The sequence below is a fragment of the Corynebacterium sp. LK10 genome, assembly GCF_008042455.1.
Classification (GTDB): domain Bacteria; phylum Actinomycetota; class Actinomycetes; order Mycobacteriales; family Mycobacteriaceae; genus Corynebacterium; species Corynebacterium jeikeium_D.
On sequence record NZ_NOVT01000001.1, the window covers coordinates 1 to 1,654 of the forward strand.

The window sequence follows — 1,654 nt, forward strand, 5'->3', positions numbered from 1 at the left end:
TGTTTTTGTCAGGTTTTTGGGCCTTTCATTGTTTTTTTGATTCTTCTGATTTGAAGGGTTTTTGATGGAGGGTTTGATCCTGGCTCAGGACGAACGCTGGCGGCGTGCTTAACACATGCAAGTCGAACGGTAAGGCTCCAGCTTGCTGGGGTACACGAGTGGCGAACGGGTGAGTAACACGTGGGTGACCTGCCCTGCACTTCGGGATAAGCCTGGGAAACTGGGTCTAATACCGGATAGGACCGCACCGTGAGGGTGTGGTGGAAAGTTTTTTCGGTGTGGGATGGGCCCGCGGCCTATCAGCTTGTTGGTGGGGTAATGGCCTACCAAGGCGGCGACGGGTAGCCGGCCTGAGAGGGTGGACGGCCACATTGGGACTGAGACACGGCCCAGACTCCTACGGGAGGCAGCAGTGGGGAATATTGCACAATGGGCGGAAGCCTGATGCAGCGACGCCGCGTGGGGGATGACGGCCTTCGGGTTGTAAACTCCTTTCACCATCGACGAAGGGTTTCTGACGGTAGATGGAGAAGAAGCACCGGCTAACTACGTGCCAGCAGCCGCGGTAATACGTAGGGTGCGAGCGTTGTCCGGAATTACTGGGCGTAAAGAGCTCGTAGGTGGTTTGTCGCGTCGTCTGTGAAATTCCGGGGCTTAACTCCGGGCGTGCAGGCGATACGGGCATAACTTGAGTACTGTAGGGGAGACTGGAATTCCTGGTGTAGCGGTGAAATGCGCAGATATCAGGAGGAACACCGGTGGCGAAGGCGGGTCTCTGGGCAGTAACTGACGCTGAGGAGCGAAAGCATGGGGAGCGAACAGGATTAGATACCCTGGTAGTCCATGCCGTAAACGGTGGGCGCTAGGTGTGGGTTTCCTTCCACGGGATCCGTGCCGTAGCTAACGCATTAAGCGCCCCGCCTGGGGAGTACGGCCGCAAGGCTAAAACTCAAAGGAATTGACGGGGGCCCGCACAAGCGGCGGAGCATGTGGATTAATTCGATGCAACGCGAAGAACCTTACCTGGGCTTGACATATACAGGATCGCGCCAGAGATGGTGTTTCCCTTGTGGCTTGTATACAGGTGGTGCATGGTTGTCGTCAGCTCGTGTCGTGAGATGTTGGGTTAAGTCCCGCAACGAGCGCAACCCTTGTCTTATGTTGCCAGCACGTTGTGGTGGGGACTCGTAAGAAACTGCCGGGGTTAACTCGGAGGAAGGTGGGGATGACGTCAAATCATCATGCCCCTTATGTCCAGGGCTTCACACATGCTACAATGGTCGGTACAGTGGGTTGCCAGTCCGTGAGGGCGAGCTAATCCCGCAAAGCCGGTCTCAGTTCGGATCGGGGTCTGCAACTCGACCCCGTGAAGTCGGAGTCGCTAGTAATCGCAGATCAGCAACGCTGCGGTGAATACGTTCCCGGGCCTTGTACACACCGCCCGTCACGTCATGAAAGTCGGTAACACCCGAAGCCAGTGGCCTAACACATTTTTGTGGGGGAGCTGTCGAAGGTGGGATTGGCGATTGGGACGAAGTCGTAACAAGGTAGCCGTACCGGAAGGTGCGGCTGGATCACCTCCTTTCTAAGGAGATTATTTTTTCTTTGTGTCATGTGTCATCGTGTTGGTGGCGTGTGGCTATTTTTTGTTTTT

Annotated in this window: 1 rRNA gene; it reads left to right on the top strand. The window is 55.7% G+C overall.

Going from position 1 to position 1,654, the window contains the following annotated elements:
- The first annotated feature begins 61 nt into the window (after positions 1–61).
- Positions 62–1,585 (top strand): 16S ribosomal RNA (locus CHU70_RS00005).
- Positions 1,586–1,654: the final 69 nt, after the last annotated feature.